Genomic DNA, 16,737 nt, shown 5'->3' on the forward strand with positions numbered 1-16,737 from the left:
GGGCGTCAGGAGGCGGGGGTGTTGTGCATGATCTTGACCATCCGCACCTTGCCGTTGGGCTCCGGGGTGATGCTGTCCACCGTGCGCGCGGTCACCTCGAAGTCCGTGGCGACGGCGGCCACGGCGTCGCGGACCCGCCCGGCCAGGTCGGCGGGGGCCGACGGCGAGGGCACCAGCAGGATCTCCACCGCGCCCGGCCGGTACTGGAGCACCTGCACGCCGCGCACCCCCGCCGTCGGCATCACGGCCGGGTTGGTGAGGAAGTTGGCGTGCACCGTACGCCCGTCGGCGGCCACGACGCGGTCCTCGGTCCGTCCCTGGATCCGGCGGATGATCGGGGTGTGGAAGGCGCGGCACGGGCAGTCGTCCGGCTCGATGAGCACGCGGTCGCCGAGCCGGTAGCGGATCAGCGGCATCGCCTCGGCGTGCAGCCGGGTCACCAGCACCTCGCCCTCGCCGTCGGCCAGCGACACGCTGCCGTCGTCGTGCAGCACCTCCACCACCACGTCGGCCGAGCGCAGGTGCATCGCGCCCTCGGGGCAGGTGCGGCCGATCGTGTACGCCTCCACCGAGGCGTACACCTCGTGACCGCGCGCCCCGAAGTAGTTCAGCACGTGCTCGCGGGCCTCGGGGGTGAGCGTCTCGCCGGCGAAGATGACGGTGTGCACGCGACGGTAGGCGATCTTCCTGCGGCGCAGCTCGTCCACCAGGGTGACGATGCAGCCGGGGAAGCCCCACAGGAACGTCGGCCGTCCGCGCAGGAACGCCTCGACCTGCTCGTCCAGGCTCCGGCTGGTGTTGACGTGGACCGTGCGGGCCAGGCCGAGCCGCTGCAGCCGGTGCGGCCGGAACTCGCCCACCCGGAAGTAGCCGATCCGGTCCCAGGGGCGCAGGCCCGAGGCCAGCAGGTCCTGGAGGTAGGTGGCGCGCAGGTAGCCGAGGTCGCCCTCGGAGTAGAAGGGACGGATGGGCACGCCGGAGGAGCCGCTGGTGGGCGCCTCGCGGGTGTTGTCGGGGGTGAACCCGGTGGCCATCAGCTCGGCGGGCGGCAGGTCCCGCAGCGTCGTCCGGTTCAGCATCGGCAGGGCGGCCAGGTCGGCGGCGGTGGACAGCGCCGCCACGGCGTCGGCCGGGAACACGCGGCGGTAGTACGGCACGTTGGCGTGCGCGTGGCGGACGAGCCCCGTCAGCAGCCGGTCCTGCACGACCTGGAGCCGGGCCGGGTCCATCCGGTCCCGCGAGCGCGCCAGGTACAGGTTCCGCACCACCGGCACCACCGGGATCGTGCTGGGCAAGCCCTTCATGAGGTCTCCTTCTTCAGCGTGGCCAGCATGACGCCGCCCTTGACCACCTCGCCCGCGCAGTACGCCAGCAGCGCGCCGAACGCCGCCGCGGCGGGCACCAGGAACCATCCGGCGGCGGCGACCACCGCGAACTGCAGGCACGCGGCCACCGCGGCCAGCCGCCGTCCCCGGTCGTCGGTGTTCTCCACCAGCAGGAACGCGGGCAGCACGGCCACCGTCAGGGCCGCCTCGGCCAGCAGCGCCGCGCCGGTCGCCACCATGCCCCGCTGGCCGCCCGCCAGCACCACCCCGAGCACGACCACCGCCAGGGCGCCGGCCGGCACGGCGGGCGCGAGGATGCGCCGCGCCATCCGGCGGGCGCCGGCCTCGCCCGTGCCCTCGATCCAGACCGCCACCCGCGGCTGGAGGATGCGCAGCAGGTACGACACGCCCATCACGACCACCGACAGCGCCACCGACCACACGTAGAAGACGCTGGTCTTGTGCGCGTCGTCCAGGTGCGCGAAGTACGCGAACGTCACCGAGGTGGCCGCGACCGCGGTCACCTCGCCGACGCTGAGCAGCGCCGCCGCGCGTACGGCCGGCCGGTAGGCGCCCTTGTCCGCCTTGCCGGAGCGCCCGCGGATCAGCCCAGCCGCCAGCACGGCGTTCAGCACGGCCAGCACGCCGACGTGCAGGGCCAGCAGCGCATTGGCCCGCATCCCGGTCAGGGCCACCAGCCCCACGCCGGACGCCTGCGCGACGGCGAGCGTCAGGTAGGCGAACACGTCGGCCCGCGCTCGCCCGCGCAGCCGGTTCAGCGCCGCCATGACCGCGCAGCAGCCCAGCCCGCAGGCGTAGGCGGCGGCGGCCGCGTACCGGGCGGGCGCGCCGCCGGGGTCGGCCGCCACCAAAGCCAGCCACACGGGCACGGCCAGCGCGAACGGCGTGGCCGCCAGCAGCATGAACAGCGGCCGCAGCGTCTGCCCGCCGCGCCGCGGCACCAGCGCGAGCGCCGCCTTCTCGATGCCGCTGGACGTCAGCGCCAGCAGCCAGCCGGACACGCCGTTGGCGGTGGCGTACAGGGCGAACTCCTCGGCGCCCCAGAGGCCGAGCAGCACCAGGTTGGCGGTCCACAGGGCGGCGCGGAACGCGCCGCGCCCGGCGAACAGGGCCGCCGTCACCGCCACGAGGCGTGGCGGGGGCCTGCGGCGCAGGCTCACGGTCACGGGCCGGCCTGTGCCGACTCGACGAACCTGCCCTTGCCGCCGGGGGTGAGCGTGACCCGTTCGGCCTGCTCGAAGCGCACCTCGACCGGGCCGCCCACCTGCTTGGCCAGCCCGTCCCGGTAGGCCGCGGCCACCTCGTCGAAGTCCCGGCCCGCCTCGGGGACCAGGTGGACGGTGACGTTGCCGTCGGCGTCCTGGCGGACCATGCTCTCGGCCACGCCCGGCGTCCACATGGCCAGCGACAGGAACGTGGCCGTGTAGACGCGGTGGCCGCCGGGGAAGGTGATGTAGTCGTCGGACCGGCCGCCGGTCACCCGCATGCGCATGAACCGGTTGCCGCAGCCGCACTCCCCCGGCACGATCATGCCGCGGTCGCCCAGGCGGTAGCGGATCAGCGGCATCGCCCGTTCCCTGAAGTGGGTCACCACGACCGCGCCGTCCTGGCCGTCGGGCACCGGCCTGCCGTCGTCGCCCACGATCTCCAGGCGGACGCGGTCCTCGTCCACGTGCATCGCGCCCCGGTCGCACTGGGTGGAGACGGTCAGCACCTCGTAGGCCGAGTACTCGTCGAACACCGGGACGCCGAAGCCGTTCTGCAGCAGCTCGCGCACCTCGTCGGTGAGCAGTTCGGAGTCGGTCATGACCATGCGCAGCGTGCGCCGCAGCCGGGCCACGTCGGCGGGGGAGGCGGCGCGCAGCAGCCCGCGCAGCACCACCGGGTAGCCCATGATCAGGTGCGGGCGCACCTTCAGCACGTCGGCCAGGATCTTCGCGTCGCCCTGCCCGGCGCCGATGACCGTGCGCGGGAACAGGCCGAGCCGCTGGAACCAGCGCAGCGGGCGGGGGAACGGCTTGATGTGCGCGATCCGCCACCACGGCCGGTAGCCCGACAGCAGGAAGCGGCGGAAGATGGTCGCGCCGTGGTAGCCGTAGGCGGCCACGTCGTGCCGCACCTCCAGGACGCGGCCCGTGGTCCCGCTCGTACGGTCCAGCCGGTAGTCCTTGGTGCTCAGGCCGGGCGTGTGGAAGCGGGACAGGTCGCCGTCCAGCACGGTGGCCTTGTCCAGGATCGGCAGTTTCGCCAGGTCGGCCAGGCTGTGCAGGGGCACGTCGTAGCGCGGGTCGGCGTAGTGCGGCACGTGCGCGCGGGCGAAGGCCAGCAGGTCGCGCAGGCCGTCGAGGGTGAGCCGGTCGGTCTCGGCGCGCGGGCGGCGGATGGCGCGGAAGGCGTCCACGACGTGCCGCACCTCCCGCACGGCGACGCCCAGTCCATGGCTCACAGGCCGTCCCCGATCTCGAAGCGGAGCAGCCCGGTGGCCTCGGCCAGCACGCCGGCCAGGGCGTCCCGGCCGGAGGCGGCGACGGTCAGGTAGCCGAGCTTGGCGCCCGCCCGCGTGTAGCGCTCCACGTGGTCGCCGGGGGCGGCGGCCAGCACCAGGTCGACGACGCCGGGCAGCGCCCTGACCTGCTCCTCGCCGTCCACCCTGACCAGCTTCCCGTCGCGTTCGGCGTTGAGCACGCGGACCGCGCCGTACCGGGTCGCCGCCGGGGTCAGGGACGGCGTCTCGCCCATGGCCGACAGCACGTACTGCTCGACCACGTCCACGCCGTGCACCAGGCCCAGCAGCTCGGCCAGGCCGTTGCCGCCCAGGCGGGCGCCCATCTCGACGAGCACGACCTCGCCCGTCCCGGTGACCAGCACGTCGGCGCTGAGCGGTCCTTCGCGCAGCCCGGTCTCGGCGCAGATCGCGTCGAGCATCGGGCGCACGGCGTCGGTGACGTGGCCGGGGCCCGGCATGGTGTGCTGGACGGTGATGAACAGCGGCGGCGGGGTCAGCTCCCGTTCGGCCAGGCCGATCAGCGCCACCTTGCCGCCGATCACGAACGCCTCGGCCGTGTAGTGGGCGCCCTCCAGGAACTCCTCGGCCACGACGCGGCCGGACAGCGACCACTCCCTGGCCAGCCCCACGGCCTCGGGCAGCTCGTCCGGCGCGCGGCACAGCGACACGCCGCGGCTGCCGGAGGAGTCCACCGGCTTGACCATGAGCGGGAAGCCCAGGTCGGGGGCGTCGCGCAGCACCTCCTCCGCGGCGCCGCTGACGTGGCGGGGGCCGGGCAGGCCGAGCCGGGCGCACATCGCGCGGAACCAGCCCTTGTCGACCGAGCCGCGCACCGCGCCCTCCGACAGCCCGCACGGCAGGCCCAGCCGGGCGGCCAGGGCGAGCTGCGAGGGCAGGTTGACGTCGCTGGCCGGGGAGACCACGCCGGCCAGGTCGTCGCGCTCGGCCAGGGCCCGCGCGACCCGCGGCACGTCGCGGGTGCTGAGGTCGAGGAACTCGTCGGCGTGCGCGACGCCGGGGGCGTCGGCCCGCATGTCCACGCAGATCGTGCGCACGCCGAGGCGGGCCGCGGCGCGGATGGTGCTGATGGCGCCGTCCGCGCCGCCGAGGACCGCGATGGTGCGGCGGGCGCGGGTCACGTGAGCCTCCCGGCGAGCAGGTCAGCGGAATCGACCGGCACGTTGGCCTCCCGTACGAGGAACAGCGGCGGACGGGCCTGACCGCGAGAGATGTGCAGAAGCGTGCGGGCCATCATGCTCAGCCCGAACAGGGCGGCGGCCAGCGCCAGCCCGAACAGCATTGCGCTGCCGGTGATCCCGGCCAGCAGCGCCACGGGCAGGCCGATCAGGCCCGCCCACACCGCGGCCGAGATGGGCCGCGACGAGAAGCCGAAGAACAGGTCCAGCGAGTGCCTGGCCAGCCCGCGCACGGTCACCTTGGACGAGCCGTGCACCCGCGGCCGGTGCGCGGTGGGCACGGTCGTCCAGGCGCGCGTCAGGCGCGGCAGCGTGGCCAGGAAGTACGGCGTGCCGAGCCGCAGGTCCACGATCCGGCGTGCGATCTCCGTGCGGACCAGGCGGAACGTCGTGGCGCGCGGCGGGATCTCGATGCCCAGCAGCCGCCGCGCCAGCCAGTCGTGCACGATCGACGCGGTCCGCCGCGGCCAGGGGTCCTTGCGGTCCACCCGGATGCCGAACACCGCGTCGTACCCGTCGGCCGCCCGCTCGATCAGCCGCTTGGCCTCGGTGGGCGGGAACTGCAGGTCGGCGTCCAGGTGCAGCACCCATGGGTTTCGGGCGTACCGATAACCGGCCGAGAAGGCGGCCTCCACGCCGAAATTCTTCGACAACGATATGAACGACACGCGATTGTCACTCTCGGCGAGCAGGCGAATGCGCGCGAGCGTGTCGTCCGTACTGCCGTCATCGACGAAGAGAATTTCGAGTTCGCCCTGGTCACCCAGCGCGTCTGCGATTTCGCGATAGGTGTCAGGGATGTTGTCGGCCTCGTTCAGGCACGGAACGACCACGGTGAGTGCCAGGCCGTCCGGCGGAACCGGAAGCGGATGTTCATTCATGGAACGGTCTTCACCACGTGTATCAACCCCGGTTCACCCTGTGACAGGGCCCGGGCATTCCCACCCGGCTACGACCCCGGTTGCGGAATATATCCATACGCGTCAGACAAAAGCTAGGTATTGATTTCTTTCCGGACGGTTTGTTAGGAAGATCTCCGACGCGGGGCCGCTGGGTCATGCGCATTGTCAGGGGGCATTCATGTATGTGCTCGGCATCAGCCAGGTCCACGACTCGGCGGCGGCCCTGGTGGCCGACGGGAAGATCGTGGCCTTCGCCGAGGAGGAGCGGTTCACCAGGGTCAAGCACGACGGCCGGTTTCCCGCGCAGGCCGTGCGCTACTGCCTGGAGGAGGCCGGCATCACGCTGGCCGACGTCGACCACGTCGCCTACTACTGGCAGGCGCCCCGCGAGACGTTGCACGCGCTCGGCCACTTCGCCCGGCACCTGCCCCACACGCTGGCCGTCTTCCGCAACGACGCCGGCGACTACGGCGACAAGGCCAGCGGCCTGCTGGAGACGCTGTCCGACCAGAAGGGCCAGGCCCACCCGGACGACTACAACGTCGGCGGCGCGCTGCTGCTGCACCTGCGGCGCGGGTTCACGCTGGAGAAGATCCTGCGCGAGTCGCAGAACTTCCGGGGCCCGACGAAGTTCAAGGTCCACCTGATGGACCACCACCGCGCCCACGCCGCCAGCGCCTTCTTCATCTCGCCGTACCAGGAGTCGGCGATCATCACCTGGGACGGCATCGGCAGCGACGGCACCTCCACCTACCTCGGGCTGGGCAAGGGCGGCCGGATCCACGACATCCGCCGGGTCAAGTTCCCGCACTCGCTGGGCGCCATGTACGCCGGCGTCACCGGCTACCTCGGCTTCAACCCGACCCGGGACGAGGGCAAGGTCATGGGCCTGGCCGCGTACGGCACCGACCGCTACGTGGACGACTTCGCCGACCTGGTCCGCCTGGGCCCCGACGGCCACTTCGAGCTGGACCTGAGCTGGTTCCGGCACCACGCCACCGGCAAGCACCAGATGTCGGCCAAGTTCCTGGAGCGCTTCGGCCCGGCCAGGCCGCGCGAGCGCGCCATCCCCAACCAGCACTACGCCGACGTCGCGTACGCGCTGCAGGCCACGCTGGAGCGCACCGGCCTGCACGTGGCGCGCTGGCTGCAGGCCAAGACCGGGCAGACCCGCCTGGTCACCGCCGGCGGCGTCGCGCTGAACAGCGTCATGAACGGCCGCATCCTGCTGGAGACGCCGTTCGAGGACTTCTTCGCCCAGCCCGCCGCCGCCGACGACGGCTCGGCGCTGGGTGCGGCGCTGCTGCTGGGCGTGGAGAAGTACGGCATGCGCCGCCCGCGCGACGAGGAGTACATCTTCCTCGGCCCGCAGTTCGGCGAGGAGGAGATGGAGCGGGCGCTCCAGGACGCCGGCCTCGACTACCGGCGCACCGACGACATCAACGACACGACGGCGCGGGCGCTGGCCGACGGCAAGATCGTCGGCTGGTTCCAGGGCCGCATGGAGTGCGGGCCGCGCGCGCTCGGCAACCGCTCGATCCTGGCCGACCCGCGCCGCGCCGACGCCAAGGACCGGCTCAACGAGAAGGTCAAGCACCGCGAGCCGTTCCGCCCCTTCGCGCCCTCCTGCCTGGCCGAGCACGCCGGCGAGTACTTCGCCAGCGGCTACCCCTCGCCCGTCATGCTGCTCGTGTTCGACGTGCTGGAGCACCAGCGGGACAAGGTGCCGGCGATCACGCACGAGGACGGCACCGCCCGCGTCCAGACGGTCTCGGCGGCCGACAACCCGCGCTACCACGCGATGATCTCCCGCTTCGCGGAGCTGACCGGCGTGCCCATGGTGGTCAACACCTCGTTCAACGACAACGAGGAGCCCATCGTGTGCACCCCCGAGGACGCCGTGCGCTGCTACCTCAAGACCGACATGGACGCCCTGGCCCTGGGACCGTTCTTCACCGAGAAGGACGTTCGTTGAGGCGTTGGTTGTGGCTGGCGCCCGCCGTCCTGGGCGCCGGGGCGGCCACCATGATCATGGTGATCCTGCCGCCCGACCGTACTCTGGACAACCCGCTCGAAGCGCTGTGGAAGGTCAGCCCGCTGGTGTTCGCGGTGCTGGCCGTGGCCGGGTTCCCGCGGCGTCCTGGGCTGGGCATGGCGCTGATGTGCGCGCTGGTCGTCGGCTACATGGGCGTGCTCGACACGGTCAACGTGCTGCACATCTTCTCCTACGCCGAGTCCGCCGACCAGAAGGCCGCCTTCCCCGAGCTCTACCAGTTCATGCTCTTCATGAACTCCTTCACCGTGCTGGCCGTGCTGTTCGCCTACCGGCTGGGCGGGGCGCGCTCCGACCGCGTGGTGAAGGTCGGGCTCGCCGGCGTCCTGGTGGTGATCTCCGGGCTGAACGACCTGTCGATGTGGCTGCTCGGCGACTGGCCGCAGGGCCGGCCCGGCACGCTGACGTGGGCCTCGCACATCGCGGTGTTCGTCGGCGGGCCGCCGAGCGTCGCCGTGGCAGTGATCTTCTTCCTCGTCCACCTCGTCCTGGCCGGGGTCGTGCTGGCGCTGCCCGTGCGGCGGTGGCTGGACCGGCTCGTCCCCGCAGCCGCATGAACGCCGACTTAGTCGTCGTCGGCTCCGGTCTGTTCGGGCTGACCGTGGCCGAGCGGTGCGCGTCCGAGCTGGGGATGCGCGTGCTGGTGCTGGAGCGCAGGGATCACGTCGGCGGCAACTCCTACAGCGAGCGCGAGCCGCAGACCGGCATCGAGGTCCACCGGTACGGGTCGCACCTGTTCCACACGTCCAACGCTCGTGTGTGGGAGTACGCCCAGAGGTTCACGTCGTTCACGCCGTACGAACACCGGGTCTTTTCGGTGCACAAGGGGCAGGTCTACCCGATGCCCATCAACCTGGGCACGATCTGCGCCTTCTTCGGCCGCCACCTCAGCCCCGACGAGGCCCGCGACCTGGTCGCCCGGCAGGCCGCCGAGGTGACCAGCGCCGGCAACCTCGAGGAGAAGGCGATCTCGCTGATCGGCCGGCCGCTGTACGAGGCGTTCATCCGCGGCTACACCGCCAAGCAGTGGCAGACGGCCCCGGCCGAGCTGCCCGCCGAGATCATCGGCCGGCTGCCGGTGCGCTACACCTTCGACGGGCGCTACTTCGACGACCTCTACCAGGGCCTGCCCACCGACGGGTACGCCGCCTGGCTGGAACGCATGGCCGACCATCCCCACATCGAGATCCGGCTCGGCGCCGACTTCTTCGACCTGCGGGAGAGCCTGGCCGGCGCGGTGCCCGTCGTCTACACCGGGCCGCTGGACCGCTACTTCGGCTACGCCGAGGGCGAGCTGGGCTGGCGGACGCTCGACTTCGAGACGTCCGTGCTGCCGACCGGCGACTTCCAGGGCACGTCGGTGATCAACTACGCCGACGAGGACCTGCCGTGGACGCGCGTCCACGAGTTCCGCCACCTGCATCCCGAACGCACCTGGTACCCGTCGGACGCCACCGTGATCATGCGGGAGTACTCGCGCTTCGCCGGCCGGGCCGACGAGCCGTACTACCCGATCAACACGCCCCAGGACCGTGCCCGGCTGCGCCGGTACCGCGACCTGACCAAGGGCGAGCAGGACGTCTGGTTCGGCGGACGCCTGGGCACCTACCAGTACCTCGACATGCACATGGCCATCGCCGCCGCCCTCACCCTGTACGAAAACCGCCTCCGCCCCCGCTTCACCCCCCACACCTCCGAATAGGACGCCCCCTCCCCGGGAGCGGGCCGCCCGTGGGGCGGGCGGCCCGGTCCCCGCATTTCAGGGGGTGGCCTGCCAGGAGGTGCGGACGAGGGCGCGTTCGGTGGCGGCCAGGTGGGTCGCCGCCGCGAGCCAGGCCCGCGCGTACCCGTCCGGGTCGGCCTCGGCCAGCCTGCCGAACACGTCACGTTCACGCCGGTCGGCCTCGTCGGCGAGCGCGACGGCCAGGTCGGCGGCCGTGCGGAACCCGGCGCGGCGCAGGGACGCGGCCTGCCCGCGGGCGTCCCCGCCGCGCGCGGACTCGGCGACCGCCCGGCGTCCGCCGGAGACGGCCAGCTCGACCAGCCGGCGCACCCGCCACAGCGGCGCGCCGTCCAGCGGGTCCACCTCGGCGTACGCGCCCTGGCCGGGCGAGGGGCCGGCGTCGGCGGGCGGGAGGCAGACGTCGGCGGGGGGCAGGTGCGAGCCCTGGAGGCGGTCGTAGCCGAGGTCGGCCCGGCCCTGCCACTCGGGGGGCAGCCTGAGCGTCGCCTCCTCCCCCGCGACCGGCCCCACGGCGAGCGGGACGAGCGTCGCCGCCCGGCCGGGCTCGACCCTGGCGACCACGCGCACCCGCAGGCCGGGCCGCGAGGCGAGCCGCCGCAGGTTCTCGACGTACGCGAGATCGGGATGCCGGTTCGCCGGAACCAGCCGAACCACCGGCCCCTCACCCCCCACCACCGCTCCCGCCGCTGCTGCGCGGGCCAGGATGTGGTCGCCTGCCGCGCCGACGATCACCAGGTCGCAGCCGACCGGCTCCCGTACCTGCTCGGCCGACTCCTCCTCGCTCCACGCCCCCGCCGACAGCCGGGCCCCCACCGCTTCGGACAGCGGCCGGGTGAACAGCGCGCCGAGCGGCCCGTCCGTCCAGGCCAGGCCGGCGACCGGGGTGGCCCGTACGCCCTTGCCCGCGCCGAGGCGGCCGTCCGGGGAGACGGTGGCCCCGGCGATCAGCAGTCCGCCGCGGGCCAGTTGCGCGTGGCTCATCATGGCCGCCCCGATGGCGACGGTCGCGGTGGCCGCGCCACGGGCACGGGCGGAACCGCCGGGCTTGACGTCGGCCACCGAGAACCAGCGTCCGTCCTCGGTGACGAGGTGGGTGACCACCCCGCCGTAGCCGGTGCTGCTGATCACGGGCTCGCGGAAGACGCCGTACACCTTCAGGCCGCCGTTCGGACGGTAGCCGCGTCGTACGGTGCCGACCAGCGCCGGGTCGGGATCGGACGCGGCCAGCCGGCCCACGGTGAGCAGCAGCTCCCGCAGGGCGGAGACCAGGTCGGCGAGGCGGTGGCTGTCGTACCGGGCACGGGCGGCGCGCAGCCCGCGCACCACCCGCAGCGTGGCGGCCTCGGCCCTGGGCAGCCCGGCCAGGCGGGCGGTGTGGGCGGCTCTGAGCAGCTCGGCCTGCGGCACCGCGCCCGCGCCCGGCACACCCGCCGACAGCACGGCCGCCGCCGCCCGCCACAACCCCACGGCCGCCGCCACCTGCGCCGCCCCGGGCATCACCGCAGCCGGAACGACCGCCTCCCTCGAGCCCGCTCCGGACGCGGCACCCGCCTGCCCGGACCGGGCACCCAACCCGGATTCGCCACCCGCCTGGCCGGCTCCTGGATCGGGCCCTGGCTCGGCACCCGTCTGGTCGGTGTCCGGTCGTCGGCCGGGGTCTGTGGCTGCCTGGGCGGGGCGTCCGTCGGTGGAGGGCGGGGCCGGTTGGCCGGGGGGTGACGGGGGTGTGTCCGTCCCGTCGTCCAGAGGCAGGGTGTCGGCCAGGGGGCAGGCGGTGAGGAGGGCGGCGCGGTGGAGGCAGCGGGGGGCGAGGAGGCAGGAGCAGCGGGCCTGCCCCTCCTCCGCGATCACCCCCGACGGCCCCGGCGACAGCGTGACCACCGCGTCCTCACCGCACGTGACCACCACGTCGGCGCCGTCGGCCACCCGGTCGAGAGCGGCGTACTGGTCGACGGCCGCGTCCAGCTTCTTGCGCAACCTGCTGGTCAGGCCGTCGACGGCGGCGGCCACCACGTGCGGCGCGGCGGACGGGAGCGTTGCAGAGGTGTTCACCGGACTTCTCCCCGGAGGCGGTCCCCCACCCAGCGGGCGAGGGCGAGCGGGCTGAGCGCCGCGACCGGCATGCCGGCCGCGACGAGCTGCTGGGCGATGGGCAGCGAGTAACGGGGCACGCCCTGGTCGTCGAGCGCCGCGCAGCCCATCAGGTGGACGCCGGACCCGGCCAGCGAGCGCACCTCCCCGAGCAGGCCACCCACCGGGTAGCCCTCCTCGAAGTCGCTGACGACGACCACGAGCGTACGGCTCGGCACGGTGACCAGCGTCCGGGCGTGCGCGAGCCCGGCGGCGATGTGCGTGCCGCCGCCGACCCGCACTTCGAGCAGCAGGGACAGCGGGTCCTCCACCCGGCCGGTCAGGTCGATCACCTGGGTGGAGAACGTCAGGAAGTGCGTCGAGAGCGTCGGCACGCCCGCGAGGACGGCGGCCGTCAGCGCGGACCACACGACCGACGCCTCCATCGACCCCGACACGTCGACCACGAGGATCAGCCGCCAGTCGGCCTCCTTCCTGGCCCGCGTGCTGAAAACGGGCCGTTCCGGCACCACCACGAGCCGTCCGTCGTCGAGGCGGCGGGTGTGGGCCAGGTTGGCGCGCAGCGTGCGCGGCAGGTCGAGCCGGCCGCCGGGCCTTCTGGTCGGACGCGGGTTGGCCAGGCCGGTCAGCGCGGGTCTCAGCCGGGTCGCCAGCTCGCGGGTCAGCTCGGCGACCAGGCGGCGGACGAGCGGCCTGAGCTTGGCGACCTGCTGCTCGGGCAGCCCGCCGGCCAGCGACAGCACGGACGTCAGCAGCTCGACGGACGGCCGCACGGCGGCGGGGTCCAGCTCGGCGAGCACGTCGTGCCGTCCGGCGTCGGCGGCCCTGGCCAGCACTTCCTCGCGTACGTCGCCGCCGAACAGGGACTCCAGCTCGTCGGCCCATTCGCGGGCCGTGGGGAACGGGTCGCCCTGGCCTCCGGTGTCGCCCTGCTGCTCGAAGTCGTCGGCGCCCTCGCCGCGGCCGGCGCCGTAAAGCTCGTCCAGGGCGCGGGCGTACGGGCGGGCGCCGGCGGGCAGCCGTTCGCGCTCCCGCCCGAGCAGCAGCCGCCACCGGTCGGCCGGGCCGATCCGCATCCCGCCCTCCACCCGCCGCCCGAACGCCGACGGCACCGGCTCCCCACCGCCCACCTGCTTCCCACCGTCCACCGGCGGGACCGGACCGTCATGCGAGGCCGGACCGAAGGCCTGGCCGTCCTGCGGGGCCGGATCGTTCTGCGAGGCCGAGTCGTCCTGCGGGGCCGGGGCGTCGCGCGGGGCCGGGGCGTCCTGCGGAGGCACATCGTCGTGCGGGGGGAGGAGGCCGAGGATGCGCAGGGCCGTCAGGCCGGCCAGGTCGGCGGTGGTCCAGGCGGCCAGCAGGTCGGGCGGCGCGTCCAGCGTCAGGTCCGGACGGTCCCCGAGCCGCTCGGACACCGCCGCCAGCAGCCGGCCGCGCGCCGCCGGGGCGAGCGTGTCGAACCCACCGCGCAGGGCGGGCAGCCGGTCGAGGAACTCCTTGTCCGCCAGCTCGTCCACCCGGTCCATCAGCGGGCCGAGCGCGGCGGGCGCCGCCTGGAGCAGCGGTCCGGCGGCCGTGAGCACGCCGGTCAGCAGCAGGCTCAGCCGGCGGCGGCCGTCCGGGGTGGTGGCGGTGTCGATCCAGCCGGCGGCCCGCGCGCCGAGGAGCTCGGGGCCGTCCAGGTCGAGCAGCACGCGGGCGGCCAGCGCGGCCCCCTGGACGAGCGGCGCGCCGGTGCTCGCCAGCGCGCCCAGCGCGTCGTCCAGCCGCAGGCCCAGCCGGTCCTCCCCGGCCCGCGTGGCGAGCGCGACCAGCGCGACCGCGTCCTCGGGCCGGTCGCTGCCGGCGAGTCCGGGCAGCGACCGGACCGCGGCCTCCAGCAGCGTGACGGCCAGCTCGCCCGCCTGCTCGCGCCCCTCCGGCGTGGTGCCGGGAAGGTGCTCGCGGCGCAGCGCCTCCAGCAGGTCGAGGGCGTCGAGCAGCTCGGGGAGGGTGGCCGTGGCGGGCAGCGTGCCGGCGGCGTCGGCCAGCCGCTGCGCGACCAGTTCCGGCAGGTCGCAGCGGGCGGCGGCGCGCAGCCCGTCGAGGATGGTGCGGCAGGTGGGGCCGCCGTCCGCGGACTCGCGCCGGTAGGTCTCCCGCAGTGTGCCCGCGGCGGCCTGGGCCGGGGTCACGCCCCGGACGCCGGCCAGGTCGAGCAGCGCGGGGGCGGCGGGCGTCCAGGACAGGCGCCATTTGGTGGTGAGCGCGGTGGCGTCGCCGGTGCCCGCCACCTGGATGGGCTCGCCGTAGCCGATGCCGCACACGTGCAGCCGGCGCAGCAGCACCTCGCGGCGCGCGTCCAGGTCGGAGCGGAGCGGGTCGAGGCGTACCTCGCGCGGGTCGGGGTCGTCCGGGCAGGGCAGCCTGAGCGCGGCCAGCTCCTGCTCGACGGCGGGGCCGAGTCCCGAGCGGGGGGTGCCGGGGGCGGTGCGGCCCCTGGCCGTCCCGACGAGCACGGTGTCGAGCGCCTTGGCCAGCGCGCGTCCGCGGCCCAGGGGCTCGCCCTGGCCGAGGACGGTCGTCACCGCCTCCAGCAGCTCGCCGCGGCCGGGGGCGGGCAGGCCGCGCAGGCGGGCGAGGTCGCAGGCCAGGCGCAGTGTCTCGACGGCCTCGCCGGTGCCCGCCGTGTGCCCGGCGGCCCGCAGCTCCCTGCACAGGTCGGTGATCGCGCGGGCGGCGCCGTCCCTGACCCGGTCCGGTACGCCGTCCGCCTCGAACACCGCCTGCTGCCAGCGCGGGTCGCGGATCCCGGCCGGGTAGCCCGACCGGGAGTCGAGCAGATCGAAGGCGTACGGAACCAGCGAGGTGACGGCCCGCGCCCCGCCGGGCCCAGACCCTTCGGGCGCGGACTCGGTGGAGGCGGTGGGAGCGGGGTTGGAGGGGGCGGGGGCGGGGGGCTCGTCGGTGGTGAGCAGGGCGGGGGCGTGGAAGGCGCCCACGACCGCGGCGACCCGGCGTCCACCGGCCGCGGCGGCGGACACCACGCGCCGCATGTACGCCTCCCGCGCCAGGTCCCTGGCCTCGACGCCGCCGCCCGCAGCCGCGTCGCGCCGCAGCGCCCAGCCCACGCCGAGCGCGGCCCGGCGGACGGCCTCCGGCTCGCAGCCCGGCGCCAGGACCTCGACGGCCCGGTCCCACATGTCGTCGCCCGCCCGCCCGGTGCCCGCGGCGGCCAGCGCGGCGGCGAAGCGGGGCCCACGGGCGGCCTCGGCCTCAGGCCCGGTGGCCTGCCGGCCGTCGCTGGCCTCGGCCTCGGGCCCGGCGGCCTGCCGGCCCGGGTCCGACAGCGGGAGGTCGCAGCACAGCACCTCCACGCCGCGCTTGGCCGCCCACCGGATCGCCACCAGCTCAGGGGAGAAGTCGGCGAACGGGTAGAAGCCGAGCCCGTCCGCGCCGTTCCCGGCCAGGGCGACCGGGGCGACGGTGGCCGGGTCGGCCAGGTGGGGCAGCCACTGCTGGAAGTCGGCGGGCAGCTCGACGCACACCGTCTCCGGGTCGGCCGCCTCCAGCAGCTCGGGCAGCACGACGGCCAGGGCCGGACTGTGGTGCCGCACCCCCACCAGGTACGGCCGGGTCGCGGCGGCCAGCCCGGCCACCACCACCCGCGGATCCGCCGGGTCGAGCAGATCCGCCGGGTCGAAGGGGCCGGCCGGGTCGGTCAGGTCGGCTGGCGTTTGGGGCGTCAACGGAGGTTCTCCCGCAGGTCCCAGAGGCGGCGCCACATGGCCGAGCCGTCCTCGGCGCGCCGCCGCACCGGCCCGTCCCAGTAGCCGAGCAGCCGTCCGTGGTCGGCGGGGTCGTCCTTGCGCACGACGCCCAGCAGGTGGCCGGGCACCAGGTCGAGGACGTCGCCGCCCGGCAGGTACGCGGCCGCGACGCCGAGCGAGGCCGCCACCTGCACCGCCTCGGCGGTGGACATCACGGTGCCCGGCCGCTCGACGTCCCAGCCCTCGCCGGACCGTCCGGTGCGCAGGTCGCGGAAGACCGTGACCAGCGCCTCCAGCACCGCGTCGTCCACGGCGAACCCGGCGCCGGCGCGCTGGACGACCGCCGTGGCCTGCCGCCGCACCAGGGACGTCTCGGCCGCGGCGTCGGAGATGGGATCGACGGTCTCGAAGTTGAAGCGCCGCTTGAGCGCGGCCGACATCTCCGACACACCGCGGTCGCGGAGGTTGGCCGTGGCGATCACCGTGAACCCGGGGACGGCGGCCACCTGCGCGTCGTCGGTCCCGGCCAGCTCGGGGACGCTGACCCGCCGGTCGGACAGGATGGACACCAGCGCGTCCTGCACCTCGGGCAGGCAGCGGGTGATCTCCTCGACCCTGGCCACCCGCCCCGATCGCATGGCGGTCAGCACCGGGGAGTCCACCAGCGCGCCCTTGCTCGGCCCCTGGGCCAGCAGCAGCGCGTAGTTCCAGCCGTAGCGGAAGGCGTCCTCGGTGGTGCCGGCGGTGCCCTGGACGGTGAGCGCGCTGGTGCCGCAGACCGCCGCGGCCAGCAGCTCCGACAACATCGACTTGGCCGTGCCGGGCTCGCCGACCAGCAGCAGCCCGCGTTCGCCGGCCAGCGTCACAACGCAGCGCTCGACCAGCGCGCGTTCGCCGACGAACTTGGGCGCCACCTTGAGCTTGGCCGGCAGGCCGTCGCGGGCGGGCAGGCCGTCGCGGGCGGGCAGGGAGAGGGTCTCCTCGCCGCTGCCGCAGATGAAGGTCACGACGGCGCGCGGCGTCAGCAGCCAGCCGGGCGGGCGGGGGCCGTCGTCGTGGGCGGCGAGGAAGGCCAGTTCGGTGGCGTACCGCTGCTCGGCGGAGACCACCTGCGTGGCGGGGGTCGCCTCGTCGGTGAGGGTCATGGGGT

The 16,737-nt window shown here is 74.6% G+C and carries 11 protein-coding genes; 3 read left to right on the forward strand and 8 right to left on the reverse strand.

Translation table 11 applies throughout. From position 1 onward, the window contains the following. Nucleotides 1–5: 5 nt before the first annotated feature. Genes ABT158_RS45840 through ABT158_RS45860 form a run of 5 tightly spaced genes read right to left on the reverse strand, consistent with a single transcriptional unit; the run spans nt 6 to nt 5,929 of the window. Complete coding sequence (locus tag ABT158_RS45840) at nt 6–1,304, reverse strand: phenylacetate--CoA ligase family protein (RefSeq protein ID WP_352364839.1); 1,299 nt, start codon at nt 1,302–1,304, stop codon at nt 6–8. Further along, nucleotides 1,301–2,512: a polysaccharide biosynthesis protein gene (locus ABT158_RS45845; protein WP_352364841.1), complete on the reverse strand. Its 1,212-nt coding sequence runs from the start codon at nt 2,510–2,512 to the stop codon at nt 1,301–1,303. Before ABT158_RS45845 ends, ABT158_RS45840 begins: the two co-directional genes overlap by 4 nt. Further along, the gene (locus ABT158_RS45850) at nt 2,509–3,792 is read right to left on the reverse strand and encodes a phenylacetate--CoA ligase family protein (RefSeq protein ID WP_352364843.1); all 1,284 of its coding nucleotides are present in this window, start codon (nt 3,790–3,792) and stop codon (nt 2,509–2,511) included. The genes ABT158_RS45845 and ABT158_RS45850 overlap by 4 nt, the downstream gene beginning before the upstream one ends. Further along, nucleotides 3,789–4,991: an ATP-grasp domain-containing protein gene (locus tag ABT158_RS45855; RefSeq protein ID WP_352364844.1), complete on the reverse strand. Its 1,203-nt coding sequence runs from the start codon at nt 4,989–4,991 to the stop codon at nt 3,789–3,791. Before ABT158_RS45855 ends, ABT158_RS45850 begins: the two co-directional genes overlap by 4 nt. Then, the gene (locus ABT158_RS45860; RefSeq protein WP_352364846.1) at nt 4,988–5,929 is read right to left on the reverse strand and encodes a glycosyltransferase family 2 protein; all 942 of its coding nucleotides are present in this window, start codon (nt 5,927–5,929) and stop codon (nt 4,988–4,990) included. The genes ABT158_RS45855 and ABT158_RS45860 overlap by 4 nt, the downstream gene beginning before the upstream one ends. A 199-nt stretch (nt 5,930–6,128) precedes the next feature. On the opposite strand from ABT158_RS45860, the gene ABT158_RS45865 reads away from it, so the two are divergent. Genes ABT158_RS45865 through glf form a run of 3 tightly spaced genes read left to right on the forward strand, consistent with a single transcriptional unit; the run spans nt 6,129 to nt 9,705 of the window. Next, nucleotides 6,129–7,925: a carbamoyltransferase family protein gene (locus tag ABT158_RS45865; protein WP_352364848.1), complete on the forward strand. Its 1,797-nt coding sequence runs from the start codon at nt 6,129–6,131 to the stop codon at nt 7,923–7,925. After that, nucleotides 7,922–8,560, forward strand: a complete 639-nt coding sequence (locus ABT158_RS45870) for a hypothetical protein (protein ID WP_352364850.1) — start codon at nt 7,922–7,924, stop codon at nt 8,558–8,560. The genes ABT158_RS45865 and ABT158_RS45870 overlap by 4 nt, the downstream gene beginning before the upstream one ends. Next, complete coding sequence (gene glf, locus ABT158_RS45875; protein WP_352364852.1) at nt 8,557–9,705, forward strand: UDP-galactopyranose mutase; 1,149 nt, start codon at nt 8,557–8,559, stop codon at nt 9,703–9,705. Before ABT158_RS45870 ends, glf begins: the two co-directional genes overlap by 4 nt. A gap of 57 nt (nt 9,706–9,762) precedes the next feature. Here glf and ABT158_RS45880 read toward each other — a convergent pair whose 3' ends face one another. From ABT158_RS45880 to ABT158_RS45890, 3 genes are read right to left on the reverse strand one after another with little or no spacing between them, the layout of a single operon-like run. After that, on the reverse strand, nt 9,763–11,799 hold the full coding sequence (locus ABT158_RS45880) for a hypothetical protein (RefSeq protein ID WP_352364854.1): 2,037 nt from the start codon (nt 11,797–11,799) through the stop codon (nt 9,763–9,765). Continuing rightward, nucleotides 11,796–15,566, reverse strand: a complete 3,771-nt coding sequence (locus ABT158_RS45885; RefSeq protein WP_352364856.1) for a vWA domain-containing protein — start codon at nt 15,564–15,566, stop codon at nt 11,796–11,798. The genes ABT158_RS45880 and ABT158_RS45885 overlap by 4 nt, the downstream gene beginning before the upstream one ends. Then, the gene (locus ABT158_RS45890) at nt 15,563–16,732 is read right to left on the reverse strand and encodes an ATP-binding protein (protein WP_352364858.1); all 1,170 of its coding nucleotides are present in this window, start codon (nt 16,730–16,732) and stop codon (nt 15,563–15,565) included. Before ABT158_RS45890 ends, ABT158_RS45885 begins: the two co-directional genes overlap by 4 nt. Nucleotides 16,733–16,737 lie beyond the last annotated feature (5 nt).

The sequence above is a fragment of the Nonomuraea sp. NPDC001636 genome (genome assembly GCF_040298265.1).
GTDB lineage: Bacteria > Actinomycetota > Actinomycetes > Streptosporangiales > Streptosporangiaceae > Nonomuraea.